The organism is Dolichospermum flos-aquae CCAP 1403/13F (assembly GCF_012516395.1).
Lineage (GTDB): Bacteria > Cyanobacteriota > Cyanobacteriia > Cyanobacteriales > Nostocaceae > Dolichospermum > Dolichospermum lemmermannii.
In genome coordinates, this window is the sequence record NZ_CP051206.1 from 688,780 (window position 1) to 703,672 (window position 14,893).

Annotated in this window: 13 protein-coding genes; 9 read left to right on the plus strand and 4 right to left on the minus strand. The window is 39.2% G+C overall.

Features of this window, described 5'->3' with window-relative positions; translation table 11 throughout:
• Window positions 1-348 precede the first annotated feature (348 nt).
• The 3 genes from HGD76_RS03640 to HGD76_RS03650 are packed head-to-tail and all read left to right on the plus strand — an operon-like array spanning window position 349 to window position 4,397.
• The gene (locus HGD76_RS03640) at window positions 349-2,400 is read left to right on the plus strand and encodes a tetratricopeptide repeat protein (protein WP_168694990.1); all 2,052 of its coding nucleotides are present in this window, start codon (window positions 349-351) and stop codon (window positions 2,398-2,400) included.
• Entirely contained in the window at window positions 2,397-3,137 is a 741-nt protein-coding gene (locus HGD76_RS03645; RefSeq protein WP_168694991.1) for a hypothetical protein, read from the plus strand. The genes HGD76_RS03640 and HGD76_RS03645 overlap by 4 nt, the downstream gene beginning before the upstream one ends.
• 3 nt (window positions 3,138-3,140) lie before the next feature.
• On the plus strand, window positions 3,141-4,397 hold the full coding sequence (locus HGD76_RS03650; RefSeq protein WP_168694992.1) for a hypothetical protein: 1,257 nt from the start codon (window positions 3,141-3,143) through the stop codon (window positions 4,395-4,397).
• Here the strand turns inward: HGD76_RS03650 and tsaE are convergent.
• From tsaE to HGD76_RS03665, 3 genes are all read right to left on the minus strand, one after another.
• Window positions 4,378-4,809, minus strand: a complete 432-nt coding sequence (gene tsaE, locus HGD76_RS03655; protein WP_168697355.1) for a tRNA (adenosine(37)-N6)-threonylcarbamoyltransferase complex ATPase subunit type 1 TsaE — start codon at window positions 4,807-4,809, stop codon at window positions 4,378-4,380. The genes HGD76_RS03650 and tsaE overlap by 20 nt on opposite strands.
• A gap of 245 nt (window positions 4,810-5,054) precedes the next feature.
• Window positions 5,055-5,855 (minus strand): Uma2 family endonuclease, encoded by an 801-nt coding sequence (locus HGD76_RS03660; protein ID WP_168697356.1) that lies wholly within the window; start codon window positions 5,853-5,855, stop codon window positions 5,055-5,057.
• Between the two features lie 56 nt (window positions 5,856-5,911).
• The gene (locus HGD76_RS03665; protein WP_168694993.1) at window positions 5,912-7,285 is read right to left on the minus strand and encodes a gluconeogenesis factor YvcK family protein; all 1,374 of its coding nucleotides are present in this window, start codon (window positions 7,283-7,285) and stop codon (window positions 5,912-5,914) included.
• Window positions 7,286-7,475: 190 nt separating this feature from the next.
• Between HGD76_RS03665 and ruvC the strand changes: the two genes are divergently transcribed.
• From ruvC to HGD76_RS25770, 3 genes are all read left to right on the plus strand, one after another.
• Window positions 7,476-7,967, plus strand: a complete 492-nt coding sequence (ruvC, locus tag HGD76_RS03670; protein ID WP_015078083.1) for a crossover junction endodeoxyribonuclease RuvC — start codon at window positions 7,476-7,478, stop codon at window positions 7,965-7,967.
• A gap of 527 nt (window positions 7,968-8,494) precedes the next feature.
• A complete protein-coding gene (locus HGD76_RS03675) occupies window positions 8,495-8,680 on the plus strand; it encodes a hypothetical protein (RefSeq protein WP_027401123.1) in 186 nt (61 codons plus the stop codon).
• A 79-nt stretch (window positions 8,681-8,759) separates the two neighbouring features.
• Window positions 8,760-8,888, plus strand: coding sequence for a hypothetical protein (locus HGD76_RS25770; protein WP_255549988.1), 129 nt, complete (start codon window positions 8,760-8,762; stop codon window positions 8,886-8,888).
• A gap of 99 nt (window positions 8,889-8,987) precedes the next feature.
• Here HGD76_RS25770 and HGD76_RS03680 read toward each other — a convergent pair whose 3' ends face one another.
• On the minus strand, window positions 8,988-11,666 hold the full coding sequence (locus tag HGD76_RS03680; protein ID WP_168694994.1) for a CHAT domain-containing protein: 2,679 nt from the start codon (window positions 11,664-11,666) through the stop codon (window positions 8,988-8,990).
• 139 nt (window positions 11,667-11,805) lie between these two features.
• On the opposite strand from HGD76_RS03680, the gene HGD76_RS03685 reads away from it, so the two are divergent.
• From HGD76_RS03685 to HGD76_RS03695, 3 genes are read left to right on the plus strand one after another with little or no spacing between them, the layout of a single operon-like run.
• Window positions 11,806-12,132, plus strand: a complete 327-nt coding sequence (locus tag HGD76_RS03685; RefSeq protein ID WP_039204417.1) for a DUF433 domain-containing protein — start codon at window positions 11,806-11,808, stop codon at window positions 12,130-12,132.
• A 3-nt stretch (window positions 12,133-12,135) separates the two neighbouring features.
• On the plus strand, window positions 12,136-12,477 hold the full coding sequence (locus HGD76_RS03690; RefSeq protein ID WP_168694995.1) for a DUF5615 family PIN-like protein: 342 nt from the start codon (window positions 12,136-12,138) through the stop codon (window positions 12,475-12,477).
• A gap of 57 nt (window positions 12,478-12,534) precedes the next feature.
• On the plus strand, window positions 12,535-14,832 hold the full coding sequence (locus HGD76_RS03695) for a caspase family protein (protein WP_168694996.1): 2,298 nt from the start codon (window positions 12,535-12,537) through the stop codon (window positions 14,830-14,832).
• Window positions 14,833-14,893 lie beyond the last annotated feature (61 nt).

Here is a 14,893-nt window from a genome sequence, read left to right on the forward strand (position 1 = left end):
ATGAGACAGGGAATTTATTCCCTGGCGGTTGTGGAAGCCAACAGATAAGCTATTTTTAACTTGAGTTGACATCATTGAAACCCCCACACATACAGGTTTTTGTAATCTTACAAAAGTCTATTTCCTAACCTTGTTTACTATAATTCTGTTCCATTCCCCATAACTGTAGTTTTGTATTCGCATAATGTTAATAATTGCCTGCTTAGATGCGGTTTATTACCGTCTATTTAATATTAAATTTGTATCTATTATTGTGGTTATTGTGATAGCATTGCGTATATGCTGCGTAAATTCTCTGTTTTAAATTAAGATTAAAGCATCAAATTCTGGTAAATATCTAAGATGATTATGCGAAATCGGATATTTAGTATTTTATTGCTCACCTTATCTCTAACTACCACACCCCAGCTTGTATTTGCTCAAAATACTGTCCAACAGCTATTTAAACAAGGTGAAACAGCCGAATCTGTGGGTAACAACCCCCAAGCAGAGACGATTTGGCGTAAGGTTTTGCAGGTTGAACCTAATAATGGCAAGGCTTATAACAATTTGGGTAATGCTTTACGACGACAGGGAAAATTACCGGAGGCTTTAGCAGCACACCAAAAAGCCCTACAACTCAATCCTAATGATGCAGAAGCCTATGTTGGTATAGGTAATGTATTAAATGCCCAAGGTAAACAAGAAGAGGCTTTAGCGTCCCATAAAAAGGCTATCCAACTTAACCCTAAATTGGCTACTGCTTACAATGGTCTTGGTAATGTCCTCAAAGTCCAGAATAAATTAGATGAGGCTATTACCGCATTTCAGAAAGCTATAGAAATTGATCCTAAATATGCCTTTCCTTATATTAATCTCGGTTTAATTTTTAAAGATCAGCAGAAAATAGATGAAGCTATCGCTGCTTTTAAAAAATCTATTCAGCTTAACCCTAACTATGCCATTGCTTACTACAATCTATGTGATTTGCTAGATGATAAAAACAAATTAGATGATGCCATAGCAGCTTGTCAAAAATCCCTACAAATAAATCCTCAAGATGCAAAGTCCTATAATCTTTCTGGTTATATACTTACAAAACAAAATAAATTAGATGAGGCTGTTGCTGCTTACCAAAAAGCTATTGAACTTGACCCTAAATATGCTACTGCTTACAACAATCTTGGCATTGCCCTGAGTGGCCAGAAGAAATTAGATGAGGCTGTTGCTGCTTTCCAAAAAGCTATTGAACTTGACCCTAAAGATGCTACTGCTTACAACAATCTTGGCATTGCCCTGAGAGGCCAGAAGAAATTAGATGAGGCTGTTGCTGCTTACCAAAAAGCTATTGAACTTAACCCTAAATATGCTACTGCTTACAACAATCTTGGCATTGCCCTGAGTGGCCAGAAGAAATTAGATGAGGCTGTTGCTGCTTACCAAAAAGCTATTGAACTTAACCCTAAATATGCTACTGCTTACAACAATCTTGGCATTGCCCTGAGTGGCCAGAAGAAATTAGATGAGGCTGTTGCTGCTTTCCAAAAAGCTCTAACATTAACAGATACTCCTGGACCACCAGCTAGTGATTATACCCTTGCAAATAATGGTTTAGGTTTAGTATTTCAACAGCAAGAAAAGTTTGAAGAAGCTATAAAACATTTCGACAAAGCCGAAGAACTTGACCCCGATTATATATATGCTCGTAACAATAATATAGAAGCACGAAAATTATGGACTGAAAAACAAAATAAACTAGCCAGTGTAGAAAACGATATGGGATTTTTGCCCAAAAATGATCCCAACTTAACTGTTAAGCGTTCTGTCGTTCTCATTACTGCCAAGTTTTCTAACAGTCAACGTCAAGGAATTGAGGTTGGTACTGGTGTAGTTATCCAGCAAGATGCCAACCGGACATTAATTCTCACCAATCGTCATGTGATTTTTGATGGCAATGAACAGGGTGAAAATATTCAAGTGGAGTTTTTCAGTTCTCCACCAACAGGTAAAGTCAGAATGAGGAGGAATGCCAAATTATTCCAAAAGACTCCTACAGATGAACTCGATTTAGCTGTTTTGGAAGTTAGCGGTAAACTACCAGAAGACATCCAACCTTTATCAATGTCTACTACCATCAACCCCGCAATGCCTATTCAAATTATCGGTCATGATGCAAAACGAGGTGAAGATAAATCATGGTCTGTTCAATCAGGAAAAATCAATTATCAGAACCAACAATTACAAATATCTGCAACTCAACTGAAACCTGGTTATTCTGGCAGTCCTGTGATAGACTCAAAAAATCGGCTCATAGGCATAGTTTATGCCCGAAAACCGGGTGAAACCAAAAATTTTGCCTATCCTATATCTGTAGTTAAAAAACAATTGTCCATCTGGAAAATTACTTTAACGAAACCATGAGTTATAAAATTCTACTGGCCAGCTTATTAATCCTCGGCATTAATCCTCTGTCTGCTGTTGCCTCTTGTCCTAAAGGAAATGCCCGTTCTACAGATTATATCCGTCGGCAACCACCCAACCGTTGTGAAGGCATCAAACTCGAACCTTTAAGCGGCAATAGCTTGAGTTTAATTTCCATTGCTACCCGCAACATTGCCAGTTATGGTAATACCATAACCTTACAAGTTCCCCGCATTAAAGATGGTAAAAATCCTCAAGTCATAGTCAAATCATTGGATGATAATTATCACTATCAATTAGATGATTTACTATTATCTAACAATGGTGCAAATTTCAGCTTTAGCTGGGATACTTACGTTCTTAAAAAAGCCAACATTCCTGCAAATAAACTCCGCGCTGTAGCAGCCTATAGCCTGGGTTCTCAAAATGTTTATGTTCCCGTTACATTGGGAAAAACTTCTGGTAAATACGAGTTTGTTTTTTATTCTCAAGATCGAGTCAAATTTACCAGTGTAAAAATCGTCCCTCTCACAGATAAAAAAGATCAACAGCCAGTATATAGGACATCTCGCACTACCCCCAATAGTGGTGAAATTAGTTTCACCTGGGATGGAAGTAACGCCCCAGCAGGACGCTATCAACTTCACTATATTGCTAATATTGAACGCAGTAATGAACCAAGCGATAGAATTGAACGACGCATTGTATTTGAACATAACCCAACCTGGTTAAAATAAATCATGGGATATCGGCAAAAAGGCAGACAGCAATCTTCTCACAATTCCAGATTTAGTAAGATTAAGAATTTTATTATTAATAAGTCTGGTTTAATTCGGACAAAATTTAATAATATCAATCATAATTTTCTCCAGCAATTGCCAAATCTAAAACAATATCTAATCCAGCAAAAATCATCTTTCTTGGTGATAATATTGCTTGTGGTTTTGTGTATTATTACTATTGCGGCTATTGTCCCTGGAACTCATACATTTGAAGGTAATCTTATTTTTAAAGAAATGAGTTTTACTTATGATGATAATCAACCTAAACTTTTTATCGGCAATATTAAAAACATTAAAGAACTAGAAACTGAAGGTAAACAAACATTAACCTTTACTGGCAGTTTTCAAAGTCAATCTTTACCAGAAATTGATAAATTAAATTCCTTAGAAATCCAACTTACAGACAGAGAAAGTAAAATAATTATTACTCCAGCTAATTCTAGTACAGAAAGCGAAATTAATCTCAAAGAATTACGACTACAACCACAAACAAGGATAGCTAAATTAAATTATGATTTTTATCGTCAACGATTAGCTTTTTCTCTTCTTCCCAATTCCCAAAATAATCCCAATCCCTTAGAAATATATTTAGGTGAACAACCTATCAAAGTTATTATAGAAGGTTATAAAATACCCAGTTTAAATTTACCGAAGTCACAGGATGATCAAGCACAATTAGAGTTTATTGTCAACCCCAATAATAAAGAATTTACTTTTAACATTCAAGAAAATACTAATATTTATCTCACTTTATCAAAACCACCAAAATATGAATCAGAACAATGGTTTAGAGGCAAAATAAAAACTAAAGATGTCACATTTACTCATGTAGATAAAAATGGTGGCAACCTCAGAGATGATTTAGAAATATCTACTATTCTCGAAGGTAAAATCCGCATGGCAGAACAGGATAGAGAAATTAAAGAAAATCAATTTCTCATGGGAGAAGACACTAATAAACCGTTAAATATTCAACTTATCCGCAATTTACAAATAATATCTGATAAAAAAGGCATAGAAGCCCGTTTTTCTGGTAAAACCAAACAAATTCAAATCGGATTAGATCAAGATTTTCCTGTTTCTAGTATCCAAGGTAGTTGGTTAGATGGTGTTTTACCCCGTGATGCCATTATTGCCCTATTTTCCTTTGGCGCTGCTACGGTTGCTAACCTTTTTTCTTGGTTATTTAGTAATACTAATTCCCGCAAACCATAATTTCGGCTTGACGGCTGCCATTTTCACCATAGTTTAAACATATCTTTAAATAACTATCTGGTAAGTATGGCATTCGTTCCGCCCATTCAATAGCGACAATTCCCGGTATTACTTCTATTCCTTCCCAGTAACTTTCGAGGTTCAAGCTTGTAACTTCTTGAGGTTCTAGACGGTATAAATCCAAGTGATAAAGGGGGATGCGTCCTTCTGTGTACTCATTAATCAGAGTAAAGGTAGGACTAACAATAGAGTCAATTATCCCCAATCCCTTACCAATACCTTGCACCAAAGTAGTTTTACCAGCACCTAAATCACCTTCTAGCAAAATCACACTTCCAGCAGTCAAAGTTTCCCCAAGGGTAATACCTAATTGCTGTGTTGCTTCTATATCTGGAAGGAAAATTTTAGTCATTGGTAATTGGTAATTGGTAATTGGTAATTGGTAATTGGTAATTGGTAATTGGTAATTGGTAATTGGTAATTGGTAATGTCTAAGAGGGTGTTTGAAAAGTTTTGAATGTATAGACTGACCCCTCTCCAAACCTCTCCCCTGCAAGGGGAGAGGCTTTAAAACCCCCATTCCCTTGCAGGGAAGGGGGGTAGGGGGGTTAGGTTTTTGGAGATTACTGGTTTGATATAATACTTTTCAAACAACCTCTAAGCATTATCCAGTTCATCAGGATTAACGCCTAAATCACGCAACAGTTGTCCTAGTTGTTCAACTTTTCTTTTTGCTTCTATTGTTTCTTGTTCAGCAAGAATAACTCTTTCATTAGCCGCAGCCGCTTCTTCTGTTGGTTCAGGAATTAATTCTCCTGTGAGTGTGAACCACCTTAACCATAACTTAGGAATATCTCGAAATGTCCCTTGCCATAGTCCTAAACTTAAACCTAATTCTGGCATTAGTAAGCGTCCTTCAATCATATTCATAGGTTCATAATGACCACCTACTAACTGAAATGCGCGGACTTCGTTGGTGTAGCGGCTAAAAACAATATAGTAAGGAATTCTTAAAATCCGTTCATAAACTTCCCATTTTGTGGGAGGTTTACCTATTTGACTTTTTCTATTACCTAAATCTTCATCTTCTGTACCAGGAGATAATAATTCTACAACTACAAAAGGGTTTGCTGGTTCTTGCCACCTGACATAACTTAAACGCAAATCTTGACCATTATATAATTTTGGCACTCCAACCACACCAAACCAATCTGGGCGTTTATACCATAAAGGATTTTGCAGATCATAATAAAGATTCAGATCAGCCGCACTATAAACAATTTCTGGATTCCAGTTTATGGGTTGAAAAGTTAAATATAAAAGTAAAGGTTGTAAAAAATGAAAGTCGTCTGGCAAGCCTTTTTCCTCTGGGTTTTCGCTAGGTAAATCATACATTGTCGGTAAAGTTTCCCAAGGGGGAAGGGGTGGTTCAGTTTGAGAAATGATGGAAGAAGTCATAAATATTTTAGGTTGGTAATTGGTAATGGGGAAATATATTTCCCCGTCCCCAGTTTTTACTTCCCGTGATGCGCTCCACTGTACCATTTTAATAAGACTTTGGCTAGTTTTTGGGGGTCATGGCGAACAGCACCATATTCATCTTCAAATAAAATATTAGCAGGAACTATTCGCCGTCCTAATTGGGTGACAGATTCTCGGTCTAAAAAGACTGGATGGGCATTTTGTTGGGCATAACGGATAAGTGCTTGGGCTGAGGGTGTTTTTTTATGAACTAATACGGCATCGAATAACCTTCTATTGCCACAAGCTTCATCTATGGCTTGAATATGTTCAGCAACGCTATATCCATCAGTTTCTCCTGGTTGGGTCATGATATTGCAGATATAAATGCGGGGTACATTGGTAGCGGCGATCGCATCGGCAATTTCTCCAACTAATAAATTAGGAATTAAGCTTGTATAAAGACTACCCGGACCAATAATAATGTAATCAGCTTCTTGAATGGCTTTAATTGCCGCGGGAACTGCCGGTGGATTTTCAGGAATACAACCAATTTTGACAATTTTTCCCGCAGCTTTGGGAATATTCGACTCACCCTCAATGCGGCGGCCATCTGTCAATTCTGCCCAGAGACGGACATCACTGAGGGTAGCAGGTAAAACTTGTCCTCTCACCGCTAATACTTTAGAACTGGCAGCGATCGCTTGCACCAAATCCCCAGTAATATCAGTCATGGCTGTTAAAAACAAATTACCAAAACTGTGACCTGTTAAGCCATCTCCAGCCCGAAAGCGATATTGAAATAATTCCGTCAGTAATTTTTCTTCATCAGCTAGTGCTGCTAAACAATTGCGGATATCTCCAGGTGGTAAAACGCCAAATTCTTCACGCAGTCTACCAGAAGACCCGCCATCATCTGCTACGGTGACAATAGCAGTAATATTAGCACTATAAGTTTTTAAGCCTCTGAGTAAAGTTGAAAGTCCAGTTCCACCACCAACAACCACAATTTTTGGACCCCGGTATAAGCGACGGTGGGCTAAGAGGACATCTATCAATTCCTCTTCATTCACTCCAGGTCTGAGGACTTCGGTAATTGAACCGACAGTGCGGGATTGTCCCCACAGCACCAACAGGACACCACAAAGAAGGAGTAATGGACCACTAATATAGTTGGGCAAAATATTCGCAAGGAGTCCCAAAAGACCTTTTAGCAACTCTAGTATCCAAAAAATGGGGGTTAATTTTACCCAAATAGCCAACCCCAAACTGGCTAAGACAACACCCCCAACAGTGATAAGTAACCAGCGTTTCACCGCTAATCCAGGGGATAACCATTTGAACCATTGGTTAACCCGGTGGGAAGTGCGACTGTGAGACTCTAGTTGTAGCGAATTAATGGCTTGTTTCAAAAAACCGATGAACATACTTAATAGGGAAAGTTGGTAAAAACAATATTTAACAGAAACTTAACATCACCTGCTTTCAATACTGAAAAAACCATAAGTTTGATTTAATCCTTTATATTTCAGGGAGGATAGGGAATCAACAGTTGGGGAAAATACCTATCTTACTTTTGCGGCGTTGTGTTTTACCAATTTAATAAAAGTGAATTTGATGAAAAAGCGAATTTTAGGAATAGATCCAGGACTGGCAACTGTGGGATTTGGGGCAATTAATTGGCAACAAAGTCAAAATAAAGGACAAGAGACAACGGTAGAGATGGTAGATTTTGGCGTAATTCGCACAAATGCTGATGTGGAAATGACTCAGCGACTATGTATTTTATTTGATGATTTACACAGCGTGATGGAGGACTTACAGCCAGATTTGGTGGCAATTGAAAAGTTATTTTTTTATCGGATGGCAAATACCATTGTTGTAGCACAAGCCAGGGGTGTACTGATGTTAGTTTTAGGACAGCGTAAGCTTCCTTATGTAGAATTTGCACCTCCCCAAATTAAGCAAGCTTTAACGAATTATGGTAAAGCAGATAAAGCAGAAGTGCAAGAGGCTGTGATGCGGGAGTTGGATTTAGATGAAATTCCTCGGCCGGATGATGCGGCAGATGCTTTAGCGGTGGCGTTAACAGCTTCGTTTCAGTTGTAAGATTGTATAAAGAGAGAATAGTTGGTTAAACTGAGTCTGTCGCCCATGTCCTCCACTGAAATTTCAAAGGGTTCAGCGATCGCTACCACCGGAAACATGATACTCTACCCCTAGACACGGGTTGATGAAATCGCAGCTTGTATTCAGGTCAGTTCAAAATATATCAACATAATATTATTGTTACTGGACAAATGGTAATGTAAGAAGCAAGTAATTGCGCTCTCAAAATACCAGTGTTTTGAAATAGCATATAGCGGTTATCGGTCAGATGCAATACAATTTAAGGCGAGGTTTCCCCGCCCTACAGGTTTTGCAATTTAATCACTGTATCTCATTCAAGTGCATACCGCTATATTATTTAGCTACTATGTAACCTATTTTCCATAGATACAAGTAGTGAGACAGAATTAATTACACAATGTCATTGCGTAAGCGTTGCGTGGCGTTAGCCATATAAAACGAGGTGAAATGAAGCAATTCTAAGAGTTGTGATTGCTTCCCTTCGCTCACAATGACTGTAAATATTTTTGTCCAATTACTTATCATTACCAGAAAAGTATCGCCAGCATATAAATTTAAAGAAATTATTTAAAGCTGATGGTTCTTATGTGCGTCCAGCAGAAGACCCTGTGACGATGTGGGCAATTCAGATTTTAGTGGAAGAGTACGGTGTTCCACTAGCGGCAATGGCATTAGGGAACACCAAAAAATAAATTACCCAATTTTGTGGGATGGGCATCCTGCCTGTCCTTGATGATTAGCGGGCAATTCGTCCCGCACCACAAGAAATTTTTGGGTATTTTTTTAATTGGAAGTTCCTTAGAACTAAATGCGGATTTTGCCGAGGGAACTCATCAAGGTGGAACTGAAGCAGAAGGTTGGGTAGACCATCTTAACCGACTTAATGCTTACATTGCATGAGTACGTCGGGCTGGTTTACGTCCAGAGATACGACAGTTACCTGTAGTCAAGGAAGTGATCGCTACTGCTTTAGAAGCACGATTTAAGCTTAGGTGAAATCTACAACCCATTACCAATCAAAATAAAAGGAGCCCAATAGTAAGGATGACTGAGATTATGGGAGATAGCTTCAGAATTTCTACTTTGTCCTGGCGTATAATTTACACTACTCCGCTCAGTATTACTACTCTGGATCTTACCTTGAATCATGGCGATTTGAGCTTCTCGCAAGGCTTGGGCTTTTGTCATCTTACCAGTAGAGAGATTTTGGTAAAACTGCTGCATTAATTGGCTGGTGCTGGCATCATTAACGAGCCACAGGGAAGCAATCACCGCTTTAGCCCCATTGGTGAGAAAATAGAAGCTAATGCCAGACATTTCAATCCCATCAGCATCTACCCCACCTAAAGCCGTTTCACACGCAGAAAGCACCACTAAATGAGTATCTATCATGTAGTTTTGTAGAGTTTGAATCTGCTCAACAGTTAATTTGTCACCAGTACCAGAGAGCAGAAAAGAGTTTTCAGGACGACCAGATTCAAATTTGCCGTGGGTGGCGATGTGCAGTATTTTATTACCTGAAAGATTATCCCGCAAAGTCCGAAAAATGAAGGCTTCATCGAGAAATTCTGAACCAGGAAAAATGCCCGTGTTCTCTTTCCCGGATTGTTGCACGATGTTAGCCAATTCTAGCGGCACATTCGACAAAGCATTGAACCCCGGAAAGGCTTTAGAAACACCCATTGCCAAAACTTTAATATCTTGCTTCTTACTGGGTAAACGGTCTTTAACATCTGTCAAACCCGCATTGAGAATTGTAGATATTCCATAGCGTTCAATCAGATATTGTTTACCATTAAACAGTGCAGCCATTGGGATGTAGCGGGTAGAACGGTCAAGGGAAAAGACCAAATTACGCACATTTTTATCCTTGATTTCCCCTTCTAGAGGTTTAATCAACCAGTTATAGAGTTCTTGACTGGTGGCTTTTAATTCTTTCTCTCCATTGGGGTTAGATAGTTGGGTTCTGAACTGGGAAACCTTGTTCCAGAGTTGTTCTTGATTAACAGGTGTTTCAAAAGTGCGGAAAACTACGCCTTCTTTCCCTGCTCTAGTTGCTAGTAGAATCCTGATTTTATCTTTTAAAACTAGGGGATAAACCAGAAGTGTGTCCGGTTCAGCAGTCACGATTTTGGCAGCAGTATTGCGAACTTGTTCCGGTTCCAGGAGTGCGGGGTCTTTGGCTAATCGCTCTTGGAGAGTTTTCCGAAAAGTATTAGTATCTTGATTAAATTGTTGAGTTAATGTATCGAGTTGGTCGCGCAGTTGGCTGAGGCTGTTACATTTTTGCTGCTCACATTCATAAAGCTTTAACCCAAAGACGATGAGAGTACCATATTTGTTGAGGATATCTTCTTCAATGCGGGACAAGGCAATACCAGCGGTTTCACCACCGGCTCTAGCATTGCGGGTAAAATCACGTAATTCTTGGATTTTTAATAGTTCTAGAACTTGTTGAGCTTCTAGTACCCGTCCTTGGGAAATCAGCAAATCAGCGAGACTGCGATATGTATCTGCTACAGTTTGGGTGTAGGACTCCTGTTGCTCACGGGGTAACTTGCGTAAGTCTTGACGGATACCTTCTCGCACATTGACTGATTGCTTGTAAAAGACAATGGCTAATTCTGGTTGCTGCTGTTCTTCTAGTGTTGAGCCAATGTTACTGAGAGTAAGACCTTCCCCTGCTATGTCGCCGATTTCTCGAAAAATAGCTAAAGACTGCCGATAGAACTCTATTGCTTTTGGGTATTCCCCCAGGTTACGGTAAGCAATGCCCAGATTATTTAGGGAATTGGCTTCCCCATTGCGATTACCGATATCTCGAAAAATAGCCAATGACTGCTGATAGAACTCTATTGCTTTTGGGTATTGCCCCAGGGAATTGTAAGCAATGCCCAGACTATTTAGAGAAATGGCTTCCCCATTGCGTTGGCGAAGCCTCTCCTCTGGAGAATCGCCGATTTCTCGAAAAATAGCCAAAGACTGCTGATGGAACTCAATTGCCTTTGGGTATTGCCCCAGGGATTTGTAAGCAATGCCTAGATTACCCAGGGAATTGGCTTCCCCATTGCGATCGCCGATTTCTCGAAAAATAGCCAAAGACTGCTGAAAGAACTCAATTGCCTTTGGGTATTGCCCCAGGGAATTATAAGCATTGCCTAGATTATTCAGGGAACCGGCTTCCCCATTGCGATCGCCCATTTCTTGTTTAATAGCCAAAGACTGCTGATGGAACTCAATTGCCTTTGGGTATTGCCCTAGATCAGAGTAAGCAAGGCCTAGACCTATCAGGGAATTGGCTACCCCATTGCGATCGCCGATTTCTCTTGTAATGGTCAAAGACTGTTGAGAGAAGTCTATTGCCTTCCGGTATTGCCCCAGGTGACGATAAGCATTGCCCAGATTATTCAGGGAACTGGCTTCCCCATTGCGATCTTTCAGTTTTTGATAAATCGCTAATGCCTGTTCCCAAGACTGGATTGCGTCTTTATACTGACTACGTTGCGCTTGCTGAATCCCTTGCTCTAATAGCTTGTCTGCTTCTGTTTTCTGGTCTTGACTCGTCTGTGCTTGGGCGGTGGTAGAGAGGAGATAACTGGGAATGGGTAACAAGGAGGGAATCAGCGTCAGCAGCAGAGGCGACGTGATCCAGCTAATTAGTCTAAGTCGCAAGGACATTATATTATATTTAATATTGAGGTAATTACTTGAAATTTTGCTTTCAGTATATCGTAAATATTAAGTAGCTTGAGTTGAAGCACTGTGGCGGATTAAAATTGTAAATGTAGCTTGACAAGGCATTAGAGGATTGATATCCATGACACTCAAAGAGTTAGAACAACAACTTCTTGCCCTTAAACCTAATGAAAAAGTCCAGATTATACAGTTACTTGCTCAAAGTCTTGGTAGCAATTGGCAAGGAATTGAGAAAACCCCTAGAGTCTGTGGTGGAGAAGCTTGCATTGCTAATACTCGTATTCCTGTCTGGGTACTAGTTGAAGCTCGACAACTTGGATATAGTGATGTTGACCTTTTAACCAGCTATCCCACCATTTCAGCTACGGATTTAGCTCATGCTTGGGTATATGCAGAAGCTCATGCTGATGAAATCGAATTGGTAATTGAGCGTAATGAGGCAGCATAGTCAATGGCACGTTTTTATGCAGATGAGCAGTTTCCTTTTCCAGTTGTGGAATTATTACGCAGTTTGGGGCATGATGTTTTGACAGTTCAAGAAGCAGGAAATGCAGATCAACGCATACTTGACGATGAAGTATTAGCATTTGCCATCAGTCAAGAACGGGCAATATTAACTATTAATAAATATGATTTTATCCGTTTACATCGTCGTGATGATGACCACTTTGGAATTGTTGTTTGTAGCAATAATCGTAACTGGGAACAATTTGCAGCAAGAATCAATGACGCTGTAACAGCAGAAACATCATTGCGAAAAAAACTAATTCGTGTGGTACGTCCAGTCACTTAAAAAACTAAAGATTTACCATAAAGATTCTACTTTTCTTAACTGCACAGTATCGAAACTATGCCTATCATAAAGCGTCGTCATTTTCTCCAATCTATCGGTGCATCCCTCACCATTCTGGGTGTAAATCAATTTGCCATTCATCAAGCTTCTCTTAATTATGGCCAGGTTTTAGCACAGGATACCCGCCGTAAACGCGCCTTACTTGTTGGTATCAACAACTATCCCGGAAAGAATGCCCAAGACTTAAAAACCCAAGGATTATGGTATCAGTTGCGGGGTGCTGTGAACGATGTGGAACTTCAGCGAGAATTGTTGATACATCGGTTTGGATTTCATCCAGATGATATTTTGGTATTGACTGACAAAGAAGCAACACGCCAAAATATTCTAGAGCAATTTAATAAACATTTGATTAAATGGGTAAAATCCCCTGATGATGTAGTTGTCTTTCACTATTCAGGACATGGCTCAAATGTGATTGATCCTTATAAGATATTCCCAGAAGATAGACTGAATGGAACTATCGTTCCTGTTGATGCAGATTTACCTCTGGGTTATCCAAATAAAGGTGGAGAAGTCAATGATATTACAGCAGGTACTATATTTTTATTGCGAGAAGCATTGGGACGAAAAACTAAAAATGTGACTTTCATTCTCGATAGTTGTTACTCTGGTGCTGGAGTGCGGGGGAATTTAATTATTAGGTCACGTCCTGGTTATGCAGAACTGTTAAAACTGCGAGGGGACACCCCAAATATAAAACTCAAATCAATTCAAGAAGAATTAGATTATCAGCAACACTGGCTGACTGATTTAAAATTATCTAAAGAAGAATGGATTGAAAGACGCAAAAAAAATATTGTTAATGGTGCTGCTATTTTTGCGGCTGGACGTAATCAACAAGCGGCTGATGCTAATTTTGCTAAAGATGTGAATGCAGGTGTGTTTACATATTCCTTGACTCGTCAATTGTGGCAACAAACGAGTAATCAAGGAATGGGTAAAGTTGTGATAGCTGCGGCTGGGAAAACTGAGCAGTTTTTACAAAGTATGGCAAATTCTCGCCGTCAAAATCCAGGTTTGGAAGTAAAAATCGGTAGTAGCGATGAACAGCAACCAATGTATTTTTCTTCTATGCAGAAATTAGCCGCAGAAGCTGTGATTACAGAAGTTAAAGGAAATGCTGTTAAGTTACTTTTAACTGGTGCAGAACCACAAGTTTTAGAAGCTTTAGGTAAAGGCGCAATTTTTAATATTGTTGATAATCACGGACAACGCCAAGGAACTGTAAAAATTGAGTCGCGTTCTAGCCTGAATGCCACCGGATTACTGCAAACTAAGTCAGGTGTCAAAATTTCTCCTGGAGCGGTCTTACAAGAACAAATTCGGGCAATTCCTAGTGATTTAAAATTACGGATTGGTTTAGATAAATCAGTGGATACAGAAGCCGCAAAACAGGCATTACAATCAATTCCCCGCGTTGAAGTAGTACCGTTGTTAGAGCAGGAAGTACATTATATTTTGGGACGAATGTTGCCAAGCTATTTTCAAGATTTGGAAACCAGAAAAATTGCAGATTTACCAGATGTAAATAGTGTGGGTTTATTCTCAGTTGGGTTTGAACTAATTCCTGGTTCATTTGGCGTGAAAGATGAAACTATTAATGATGCCGTAAATCGCCTCCAGACGAAGTTTAAACTATTGCTGGCGGCTCGATTGATGAAAATGACTCTGAATACCAATTCATCTCGGTTAAACGTGGCAGCTAGGTTGACGGTTGCTGATAATCGGGCTTTGTTGGCAGAGTCTTTTACTGTGCGTGGTGATAAAAGTTCATCTGCAAAAAATCTGCAAATTATCAGTTCTCAAAACAGTTCTCTGGCTGAAATTGAAATTAACAAATATGTGCAAATCTCTGTTAAAAATCGAGAAAATCGTGATTTGCATATTGGCATATTAATCTTTAGTCCTGATGGGGATATTGATATTTTGTTTCCTTTGAGTGATGGTAAAAATGCTGCACTTGTTTTGGCAGGGCAGACAATTCAAATTCCCAAGGAAGGAAAGCTGTCTTTTGGTAAACCTTTGGGGATTGTAGAGGTGTTGATTGTGGCGAGTACAGCACCAATTAACAAAGCATTGAAACCATTACAGACATTGGTAATGGAACAAAGAAGCGAAAAAAGAAGTGGTAGTCAGGTAGCTGAAAAAGCAGAAGATGCAATAGCTAGTTTACTAGATGACCTGGCTGGAGGGAAACGCGGTGAAACAAAAACAGGTATTCGCCTGTTTGATACTCAACAGATGGCAGCTTTATCAATTACGTTTGAAATTGTTGACCAAAAAGTAATTTAAAAGTGGCGCTTCTAAATTTGTCTAAGTTTAAAGTATAATAAAGGCAAAATCTTAAGTAATT

Excerpts from the sequence above, each read along its gene's own strand:
- ruvC (WP_015078083.1), top strand. The coding sequence starts at position 7,476 with ATGAAAAAGCGAATTTTAGGAATAGATCCAGGACTGGCAACTGTGGGA.
- HGD76_RS03650 (WP_168694992.1), top strand. The coding sequence starts at position 3,141 with ATGGGATATCGGCAAAAAGGCAGACAGCAATCTTCTCACAATTCCAGA.
- HGD76_RS03695 (WP_168694996.1), top strand. The coding sequence starts at position 12,535 with ATGCCTATCATAAAGCGTCGTCATTTTCTCCAATCTATCGGTGCATCC.
- HGD76_RS03685 (WP_039204417.1), top strand. The coding sequence starts at position 11,806 with ATGACACTCAAAGAGTTAGAACAACAACTTCTTGCCCTTAAACCTAAT.
- HGD76_RS03665 (WP_168694993.1), bottom strand. The coding sequence starts at position 7,285 with ATGTTCATCGGTTTTTTGAAACAAGCCATTAATTCGCTACAACTAGAG.
- HGD76_RS03645 (WP_168694991.1), top strand. The coding sequence starts at position 2,397 with ATGAGTTATAAAATTCTACTGGCCAGCTTATTAATCCTCGGCATTAAT.
- HGD76_RS03680 (WP_168694994.1), bottom strand. The coding sequence starts at position 11,666 with ATGTCCTTGCGACTTAGACTAATTAGCTGGATCACGTCGCCTCTGCTG.
- HGD76_RS03660 (WP_168697356.1), bottom strand. The coding sequence starts at position 5,855 with ATGACTTCTTCCATCATTTCTCAAACTGAACCACCCCTTCCCCCTTGG.
- HGD76_RS03640 (WP_168694990.1), top strand. The coding sequence starts at position 349 with ATGCGAAATCGGATATTTAGTATTTTATTGCTCACCTTATCTCTAACT.
- HGD76_RS03690 (WP_168694995.1), top strand. The coding sequence starts at position 12,136 with ATGGCACGTTTTTATGCAGATGAGCAGTTTCCTTTTCCAGTTGTGGAA.
- tsaE (WP_168697355.1), bottom strand. The coding sequence starts at position 4,809 with ATGACTAAAATTTTCCTTCCAGATATAGAAGCAACACAGCAATTAGGT.